The 9055-nt window shown below is 72.6% G+C and carries 9 protein-coding genes and 1 pseudogene; 4 read left to right on the forward strand and 6 right to left on the reverse strand.

Features of this window, described 5'->3' with window-relative positions:
* Nucleotides 1-53: 53 nt before the first annotated feature.
* Nucleotides 54-857 (forward strand): inositol monophosphatase family protein, encoded by an 804-nt coding sequence (locus ACIQOV_RS14005; RefSeq protein WP_401048426.1) that lies wholly within the window; start codon nt 54-56, stop codon nt 855-857.
* Here ACIQOV_RS14005 and ACIQOV_RS14010 read toward each other — a convergent pair whose 3' ends face one another.
* From ACIQOV_RS14010 to ACIQOV_RS14035, 6 genes are all read right to left on the reverse strand, one after another.
* A complete protein-coding gene (locus ACIQOV_RS14010) occupies nt 858-1697 on the reverse strand; it encodes an amidohydrolase family protein (protein WP_359907261.1) in 840 nt (279 codons plus the stop codon).
* A 155-nt stretch (nt 1698-1852) separates the two neighbouring features.
* A complete protein-coding gene (locus ACIQOV_RS14015; protein ID WP_380550469.1) occupies nt 1853-3487 on the reverse strand; it encodes an acyl-CoA dehydrogenase family protein in 1635 nt (544 codons plus the stop codon).
* Nucleotides 3471-4172, reverse strand: coding sequence for a TetR/AcrR family transcriptional regulator (locus ACIQOV_RS14020; RefSeq protein WP_401048427.1), 702 nt, complete (start codon nt 4170-4172; stop codon nt 3471-3473). The genes ACIQOV_RS14015 and ACIQOV_RS14020 overlap by 17 nt, the downstream gene beginning before the upstream one ends.
* 202 nt (nt 4173-4374) lie before the next feature.
* Nucleotides 4375-5886 (reverse strand): S28 family serine protease, encoded by a 1512-nt coding sequence (locus tag ACIQOV_RS14025; protein WP_401048429.1) that lies wholly within the window; start codon nt 5884-5886, stop codon nt 4375-4377.
* Nucleotides 5887-6101: 215 nt separating this feature from the next.
* A complete protein-coding gene (locus tag ACIQOV_RS14030) occupies nt 6102-6956 on the reverse strand; it encodes a serine protease (protein ID WP_380550460.1) in 855 nt (284 codons plus the stop codon).
* Nucleotides 6957-7322: 366 nt separating this feature from the next.
* Nucleotides 7323-7952: a TetR family transcriptional regulator gene (locus ACIQOV_RS14035; protein WP_401048430.1), complete on the reverse strand. Its 630-nt coding sequence runs from the start codon at nt 7950-7952 to the stop codon at nt 7323-7325.
* Nucleotides 7953-8072: 120 nt separating this feature from the next.
* On the opposite strand from ACIQOV_RS14035, the gene ACIQOV_RS14040 reads away from it, so the two are divergent.
* From ACIQOV_RS14040 to ACIQOV_RS14050, 3 genes and pseudogenes are all read left to right on the forward strand, one after another.
* The gene (locus tag ACIQOV_RS14040) at nt 8073-8228 is read left to right on the forward strand and encodes a hypothetical protein (RefSeq protein WP_224277104.1); all 156 of its coding nucleotides are present in this window, start codon (nt 8073-8075) and stop codon (nt 8226-8228) included.
* Nucleotides 8229-8285: 57 nt separating this feature from the next.
* Nucleotides 8286-8714: a hypothetical protein gene (locus ACIQOV_RS14045; RefSeq protein ID WP_401048432.1), complete on the forward strand. Its 429-nt coding sequence runs from the start codon at nt 8286-8288 to the stop codon at nt 8712-8714.
* A gap of 247 nt (nt 8715-8961) precedes the next feature.
* Nucleotides 8962-9054, forward strand: a pseudogene (locus ACIQOV_RS14050) (oligoribonuclease); the annotation flags it as partial.
* Nucleotide 9055 lies beyond the last annotated feature (1 nt).

Here is a 9055-nt window from a genome sequence, read left to right on the forward strand (position 1 = left end):
GGCTCCGGTCGGGGCCCCGGCCCGGGGTGAGGAATCGAGGAGGAGGAGTCACCGTGACGAACGAGCTGTGGACGCTGGCCGAGGGTGTGGAGACCGCGGTGCGGGAGGTCGGTGCGGGGCTGGCCGCACGCCGGTCCGCCGACCCGGTCCCCGCCCGGACCGCCGAGGAGGCCGCGGCCCGCTTCGCCGAACTGGACGGCCCGGCCGCCGCCGTACTGCGGGAGCGGCTGACGGCACTGCACCCGCAGGCCGGCTGGGTGCCCGAGGAGCTGGACGGGTCGGTGCCCGCCGAGGGCGAGTGGTGGCTGTGCGACGCGACCGACGGCGCGGTGCAGTACCTGCTCGGGCAGCCGCACTGGGCGGTGACCGCCACACTGGTCCGGGACGGCGCGGCGGTGCTGGCCGTGGTGCACGCCCCGGAACAGGACGGCCGCACCTACCGGGCGGTGCTCGGCGGCGGCGCCGAGCTGGACGGACGGCCGATCGCGCCCCTGGAACGGGAGTTGGCCGTCACCGTCGCCGCCACCAGCCAGCCGCCCCGGGTGGCCGCCGACCCGGTGGCGCTGCGCCGGGCGGGCGAGTCGCTGTCCGCGATGGCGGGTGCCGTCCTGGCGGTGCGCAACCTCGGCCCCACCGCGCTCCAGGTGGCCCAGGTCGGCTCCGGCCACCTGGCGCTGTTCTGGGAGTACGGCCTCGACGCGGGCAACCTGCTGCCCGGCGCGCTGATCGCGCGCGAGGCGGGCGCCGCGGTGACGGACGCCGCCGGGTCGGCCTGGACGACCGGCTCCGACGGCTTCCTCGCCGCCGCGCCCGGGCTGCACGCCCGGGCGCTGGAACTGCTGCGGACGGTGCGGTGATCAGTCCTCGGGCTTGATGCCGAAGAGGGCGGCCGCGTTGTCGTGGCAGACCGCCCGCAGCCACTCCTCCCCCAGCCCCAGCCCGGCCAGCGCCTCCAGCTGGTGCACGTACCGGTACGGGATGTTGGGGAAGTCGCTGCCGAGCAGGACGCGTTCCCGGAGCCCGCGCAGGCGCGGCAGCTCCCCGCGCGGGAACGGGACGTCGGCCTCGGCGAAGTCGGTGAACGCGATGGTCGTGTCCAGCCGGACGGCCGGGTGGCGCTCGGCCAGGTCGAGGAAGCCGCGGTACTCGGGCATCCCGAGATGGGCGACCACCAGGACCAGACCGGGGTGCCGCTCCAGCACCGCACCGATCGGGCCGGGGCCGGTGAACCTGCCCGGCACCGGCCCGGACCCGCAGTGGGTGACCACCGGGGTGCCGGTCTCGGCGAGCAGCCCCCAGACCTCGTCCAGCAGCGGATCCGCCGGATCGTAGCCGCCGACCTGGAGGTGCGCCTTGAACACCCGGGCACCGTCCTCGATCGCCCGGGCCACGTAGCCGGGCGCCCCGGGCTCGGGGAAGAAGGTCGCGGTGTGCAGGCACTCCGGGGTGCGGGCGGCGAATTCGGCGGCCCAGGCGTTCAGCCAGCCGGCCATGCCGGGCTTGTGCGGGTAGAGCATGGACGTGAACGCCCGGACGCCGAAGTCCCGCAGCCGGCGGACCCGTTGTTCCTCCGCCTCGCGGTAGGTGATCGGCCAGGGCCGGTTCACCAGCGGGCCGGCCGCGTCGAAGTACGCCCACACCTTGTCGAGGACGTTCTTCGGCATGAAGTGGGTGTGCACGTCGATCAGCCCGGGCAGGCCGAGCTCCTGCCAGAACCGCCGTACGCCGTCCGCTTCCTGACCGCCCGCCCGGTCCTGGTCGTTCTCCCGACCCTGGTCGCTCGCCCGACCCTGGTCGCTCGCCCGGTCCTGGTCACTTCCCCGGTCCTGGTCGCTCGCCCGGTCCTGACCGCTCACACGATCACCGGGCGGGCGCGGTCGATGATCGCCGCGGTGTCGACCCCGGCCGGCAGGGTGCCGAAGGCCGCGCCGTGGTCACCGCCCAGCCGACTCGCGCAGAACGCGTCGGCCACCGCCGGGCTGCCGTACCGGACCAGCAGCGAGCCCTGGAACGCCAGCGCCATCGACTCGACCAGCCGGCGGGTGCGGTACTCCAGGTCGCCCAGGTCGGTCAGCTCCTTGCGCAGCGCGGCGACGGCCGCGTCCAGCCGGCGGTCCGCGCCCGCGGCGGCGTCGAGTTCGCCCAGGAAGGCCTCGACGCTCTCCGGGCGCTTGGCCATGGCACGCAGCGCGTCCAGGGCGGCGACGTTGCCGGAGCCCTCCCAGATCGACACCAGCGGCGCCTCCCGGTAGAGCCGGGGCATCCCGGACTCCTCGACGTAGCCGTTGCCGCCCAGGCACTCCAGCGCCTCGGCGGAGTGCGCCGGACCGCGCTTGCACACCCAGTACTTGGCCACCGCCAGGCCCAGCCGCCGGACCAGCGCCTCGTTCCCGTCCCCGGCGAGGGTCAGGTCGGTGGCCCGGGCGAGCCGCATGGCCGTGATCGTGGCCGCCTCGGACTCCACCACCAGGTCGGCGAGCACGTTGCGCATCAGCGGCTGGTCGACCAGCGCCTTGCCGAACGCCCGCCGGTGCAGGGCATGGTGGACCGCCCGGGTGGCGCCGTAGCGCATGCCGGAGGCCGCGCCGATGGTGCAGTCCAGCCGGGTCATGTTGACCATCTCGATGATGGTCGGGACGCCCCGGCCCTCCTCACCGACCAGCAGGCCGACCGCACCGTCGTACTCCAGCTCGGCCGAGGCGTTGGACTTGTTGCCGAGCTTGTCCTTGAGCCGCATCAGCTGGAGGCGGTTGCGGCTGCCGTCCGGCAGGACGCGCGGCAGCACGAAGCAGCTGAGGCCGCCCGGGGCCTGGGCGAGGGTCAGGAAGAGGTCGGACATCGGCGCCGAGGTGAACCACTTGTGGCCGGTGAGGCGGTAGGTGCCGTCGGCGTGCGGGACGGCGGTGGTGGTGTTGGTGCGGACGTCCGAGCCGCCCTGCTTCTCCGTCATCGACATGCCGGCGATCAGCCCGCGCTTGGTGCGCGGCTCGCGCAGCCCGAAGTCGTACTCCCGCGCGGCCAGCAGCGGCTCCAGCTCGGCGGCCAGCGCCGGGTTGGCGCGCAGCGCCGGGACGGCGGCGTAGGTCATCGAGACCGGGCAGGTGTGACCGGCCTCGACCTGGCCCCAGACGAAGAACCTGGCGGCACGGGCGGAGTGGGCACCGGGGCGCTCGTCGCGCCAGGGCGCGGCGTGCAGGCCGTACGAGACGGCGGTGCGCATCAGCTCGTGCCAGGACGGGTGGAACTCGACCTCGTCGATGCGGTGGCCGAAGCGGTCGTGGGTGCGCAGCACCGGCGGGTTCTCGTTGGCCAGCCGGCCCCACTCGGCGGCCTGCTCGGAACCGGCCAGCCGGCCCAGCTCGCGCAGCTCGGGCTCGGCCCAGCCGGCGTCGGCCCGCCGGAGGGCGTCGAGCAGGGTGGGGTCGGCGGCGGTGTCGTGGCCGTACGGCAGGGGCACCTGGTTGGTGACCTCATGCGTCGCTGTCATCGCGTCCTCCCAGGGCACGCAGGGTGAAGGAGACCAGGGCGGGGACCACCGCGGTGCTGTCGCTCCTGGTGCCGCCGCTGGCGGTAATGCTGGTGGTGGTGGCGCTGCTGCTGCTGGTGGTGCCGTCGCCGCGCTCGGGCCCGGCGGCGACCGGTGCGGCCGCGAGCGGGCCGGCCAGGGCCTCGCCGACCGCGCCGACCAGGGCGGCGGCGGTCAGTACCGGATCCTGCTCGGGCAGTTCGCCGCTCGCCACGGCGGCGGCGATCTCGGTGGCGATCACGTCCCGGAACGCCCGCCGGAACACCAGGCGCTCCTCGTCCACGACCGCGTCGGCCGGCTCGACCAGCAGCGCGTACGCCAGCCGGGGCACGCGCAGGGCACGGGCGGCGAAGGTCTCGACCACGGCGGCGATCCGCTGCCGCGGGGTGTCCCGGAGGGCGACGGCGGCGTTGACCGCGTCGATCTCGTGCGTGACCACCCGGCGGAAGAGCTGCACCGACAGCTCGGCCTTGCCGGAGAAGTGCTGGTAGAGGCTGCCGGTGGCGATCCCGGCGCGGTCCGCCACGGCGGCCATCGTGCAGCCGCCGTAGCCGCGCTCGGCGAGCAGGCCGACCGCCGACTGGAGCACCGCTTCCCGCTGGGCGTCCAGGCGGGCTTGTACGGCGGGGGTGCGTCGGTAGGCCATGGAAGCATTGAAGCACTGATTCACTGCTTCGGGGAGGGGGCGACCCGACCGTTTCCCGGCCCTGTGTCCCGGCCCCGCGTTCGCGCTTCCGGAACGGCTCCGCGACCTGATGCTTCCGGGACGACGCGAGGAGGCCGCCCCCCGCGTACCAGGGGGCGGCCTCCTCCTCGTGCTTCGTGGCGCGGCCTACTGCGCGCGAGCGCTACAGCGGGCGGCGCTCCTGCTCCAGCCGCTGGCCCTCGACGTCGAGCGGGCCGAACTCCGCGCCCGCCTGCGGCGACTTGGCGAGCGAACGGGCGGCGTTGGGGTCACCCAGGCCCGCCCACTCCAGCACCTTGGCGGTGGCCTCCGCCGACTGCGCGGCCGGCAGCTGCTCGATCTTCGAGCCGTGGTTGCCACCGGGCACGGTGTAGACGTAGCTGTCCTCGCTGCCCCGGCCGAGACGGAACGGCTTGGCGCCCCACGGGTCGTTGCCGCCGTAGACGTACATGATCCGCTCGCCCTCGCGCTTCACCCAGCGGTCGATGTCGGGCATCGCGTTCGGGTTGAAGACGGTCGGGATCTCCTTCGGCACGTAGCTGCGGACCGAGTAGAGCTCCTTGTAGTCGTAGTGCAGCACGCCATTGAGGTGCGAGACGTCGAAGAACGGCGCACCCAGCTCGGTCGCGGCCTGGTAGTAGTACGCGGTGTACTTCGCCAGCGACTGGTCGCTGTTGCCGGTGATGCCGGACTGCGAGTCGAACCAGGCGTACAGCTCGTCGTCGGTCGCGGTGGCGGCCACCGGGACCTTGGCGCAGTCGGCCTCCAGGCTGTACTGCCAGAACGCCCAGACCACGTCCAGCACACCGGCCTCGTAGGCGCGGTCCGGGGTGCCGAGGGTGTTGAAGGTGGACCCGGCCGCCGTGTTGTCGGCGACGAAGCGGGCCTCCAGGCGGTCGCGGCGCACCAGCAGCTCACGCTGGGCGGCGTTCAGCCTGGCCCGGCACTCGGGGGTGCCGACGGTCCGGAAGAACTCGCTGTACGCCGCGTAGTCGTTGACGTTCGTGTTGTTCGGCGCGACGTAGGCGATCGTGCCGGCCACGTCGTCCGGGTAGAAGCGGCGGTAGAAGGTGGAGGACATGCCGCCCTTGCTGGCGCCGGTGGACAGCCACTCCTCCTGGTAGATCCGCTTGAGCGCGGTCACCAGCCGGTGCGAGTCCGCGGCGCCCTGGCGGATGCCGGCCTTGGACCAGTCCGCCGGGTTCGGGCGGGAGGGGGTGAAGAACCGGTACTCGATGGACACCTGGTTGCCGTCCACCAGCCGGGTCGGCTCGGTGCGGGACGGGTTGGTGCCCAGGGTGTAGCCGTTGGTGTAGAAGACGGTCGGGCGGTCGTAGCCGCGGTGCAGCAGGCTGAAGCGCTGCTGGAAGGTGCCCAGCCAGGGGCGGTTGTGGTCGATCGGCTGGGTGTACGTGGCGATGAAGTAGCGGTGACCGGTGGTGGTCGGCTTCTCCTCGGTGATGGTCACCCCGGGGATCGCCGCCAGACGGTCCTTGATGTCGGCGGTCGGGTCGTCGGCGGGGCTCCGGCCGTGGCGGGACCCGTTGCCCTGGCCGTCCTGCGCCCCCTGCGCGCCCTGGCCGTCGGCGGCGGACGCCGGGCTCGCCAGGCCGCCGAGCGCGAGCAGCGGTATCAGCAGGGCCGACACCAGCAGCCTTCTCACGGTGGTGGTCATCAACTCTCCATCTGTTCAACTGACATGAATGCCGCCTGCCGGTGCGGCCGTGCGGCGCGGGTCGTGCTGGTCGTGCTGGTCGTGCGGATAGTGCAGGTGGTGCAGGTGGTGCAGGTGGTGCGGTGGCCGACCGATGGACGGCCGAATGGGCCACCCGCCGTTCGCGGATGGCCCATCGGGAGAAACGTGCTGGTCAGCGGGGTTGTCCTGGCTTCCTACGGGCGGGGCAGGGTGCAGCCGGGGAGGGTGAGGTCGAAGCGGTTGCCGGCGGCGAAGCAGGCCGGGATCCCGTAGGTCTCCTGGGCGTAGCCGATGCCAGGACGAACCGTCACGGCACCGTTCTGGTCGACCTCACAGGGGTTGTCCAGGGTGCAGGTCTCGCCGCTCTCGTTGATCGTGTTGTTGACGGCGACCACCTGGCCGGTCGAGGCGTCGACCACCGGCGAGCCGGAGGTGCCGCCGATCACGTTGCAGGTGGAGGTGTAGCGGACCGAGTCCTTGAAGGTCCAGTCGGCTTCCTTCAGTCGGTAGGCGAAGCCGTCGACCGAGCAGGAGTAGATCTTCTTCCAGTAGCCGGAGACGACCCGGATCGAGGTGCCCTGGACCGGGTGGGTGGCGGCGAGGGTCAACGGGGCTATCCCGTACCGGGACTGGATCGACGCGTAGGTGGTGTTCAGCTGGTAGATCGACACGTCGGTGTCGGTCATCGCGCCGTAGACGATCTTGGTCGCACGTAGTGTGGCCGCGCTGCCGCCGCTCGCGTTGAGCAGGGTGAAGCTCCGGCTGGAGGACCGGTTGAGGACGACCTGGCCCGGACCGGGCATACCGGTCTCCAGGCAGTGGCCGTTGGAGAGCACGAGGGCCGGGTCGCTCGCGGCCGAGCCGGGCATCCGCACCAGCGAGCCGGAGCAGTTGCTGAGCGCGACCGTCCCGGCGAAGGTGACGGCGGCGACGGGCTTGGCGGCGGGCTTGGCGGCCGTGGCTGCGGCCTGGGCCGGAACGGCTCCGACGAAGGCGGTGGCCCCGGCGACCAGGAGTGTGGCAACCGTGCCTATGAGCGGCTTCTTCATGAGAGACCTCTCGGTGTGGGGGGTCCACGGGTGGGGGTCCACCAAAGCTGTCGCGGACATGACCCACTGTCAAGAGTCAAAGCAACACCAAGAACCTCCCAAGACGCATTGGCCGGTTACCGCCGCCCGGCACGCGACTCGGCACGCGGAGCGAAGTGCGGAGCGAAGTGCGGAGCGAAGTGCGGACCGGCACGCGATCCGGGGCACAGGCCGAATCGCGGCCGGATCCACAGCCGGTTCACGGGCCGCGCGAGCCGGATCGCGGGCCGGCCGGGCCGGAAAACCGCTGGATTCACAACCCCACCGCGGGCAGCCACGCGCCGGCCACAGGTCTCCGCCGGCCGGTCAACTGCCGCGCCCCTACGGTCAACCCGCCTGCCAGCGCTCCCGGCCGAGGCTGATCAGGCGCAGCTGGAAGCGCGCGGTGGCGGCGATCCGCCGCTCCCGCGCCGGGTCCGTCTCCAGCGCCTCCAGGAAGGCGGCGGCCGTGGAGACCATGTGGTCGACGTACAGCTCGGCGAGCATCCGCAGGTCCCGCTCGCTCCACCCCCGTGACTCCGGCTGCAGCGTCAGGGCGGCTCCCACCTCGGCGGCGAAGCGGCCGAGTTCGGCATCGATCGCCTCCCGCACCTGCCGGACCCCGCCGTGCCGCTCACGCGCCAGGAAGCGGACGTGCCCCCGGTGCTCGCGGACGTGTCGTTCGATCACGTCCACCGCACGGTCGATCAGCTCCTCGGCACCACCGGCCTCGGTGAGCACCGCACGGATCATGATGTGCAGGCTGGCCAACGACTCCTCGACCAGTGCCACCCCGAGGGCCGCGAGGTCCGGGAAGTGCCGGTAGAAGGCGGCCGGGGAGAGCCCCGCCTCGCGGGTGACCTCGCGAACGCCCAGGCTCGCCAGGTTCTGATCGGCCAACAGGTGCAGTCCGGCGTCCAGCAAGGCCCGCCGACTCTGCTGCTTCTGGGCCTGCCTGGCCCCAACGGTGTGACTCACGCCATTCAGTAAACAATCGTTTGCTGAACTTGGCCAGCCGAGCGTACAGTGGGGCCGAAGTCAGTGAACACTTGTCAACCCAAATCGGCGCAGTCCCAGCCGCAGCCGAAGGAGCCAGCCGTGATCCTGTTCTCCGCCCTGGTCGCCATGGGTGTCCTGATCGGCACCGCCGCCCACACCTCGCTCCCGGTCTTCCTCGCCGCCTCCGCCGGCATCACCGCCTGGCTGCTCGCCTTCGGTGCCCGCGAGGGCATCGCCCGCCTCCGGCACCGCTGACCCGGCCGCTCCGCGGACCGCACCCGCGGCCACTCCACAGAGAGGACCCGCACCACCATGAGCACCGTCACCGGCCACCCGGCCGCCTCGCTTCCGACCACCGTCCGGCGGATCGTCAGCCGCCCGGCGAGCCTCGGCCAGGCGACCGGCCGTCAGGCGGACATCCGCCGGACGACCGACCCTCAGGTACCTGACCGTCAGGGATCCGACCGCCAGGGAACCGACCGTCAGGAACCGAACCGCCAGGGAACCGCCGAGGCCGACGGCCTCGCCATCGCCTCCTTCCTCCTCGGCCTGCCCGGCCTGCTGCTGTTCAACATCGTCCTCGGGCCGATCGCCATCACCCTGGCCACGCTGGCGTTGGTCCGCGGCACCAGCCGGCGCGGCCGCGCCCTCCTGGGCCTGGCCCTCGGCATCGCCTCACTGGCGATCCTCGCCGTCACCCTCGTCACCTCCCACGGGGTGCTCATCGACATCGGCTCCTGAATCCGGCCCAACTCCCCTTCCGTTCCTGGCTCCTGTACTCGCCCCTCGCTGCTCTCCGTTCCCGATCCGCCCTTCGCCCTTGATGCGCCCAGCGATTCACCCAGCGATTCACCCGGCGACGCGCCCAACGATGCGCCGACGGTTCTCGTAGCGGCTCACTCGGCGGATCCCGACTGCCGGAGCGACTGTTCGAACGACTGATCCCGTCAACCCGCCCCGTTCCCCCGGCCCGCCCCGTAGGGTGGGGTACTACCGCGAGGCGGTGTTCGTCCCGCAGCCCGGCCCGGACGCCGACACGGCGCGGGCGATCGCCGGGAAGTACCGGTCCCCGGCGAGCTGAA

Origin of the sequence: Kitasatospora sp. NPDC091257 (assembly GCF_044757675.1) — a bacterium.
GTDB classification, from domain to species: domain Bacteria; phylum Actinomycetota; class Actinomycetes; order Streptomycetales; family Streptomycetaceae; genus Kitasatospora; species Kitasatospora lactacystinica.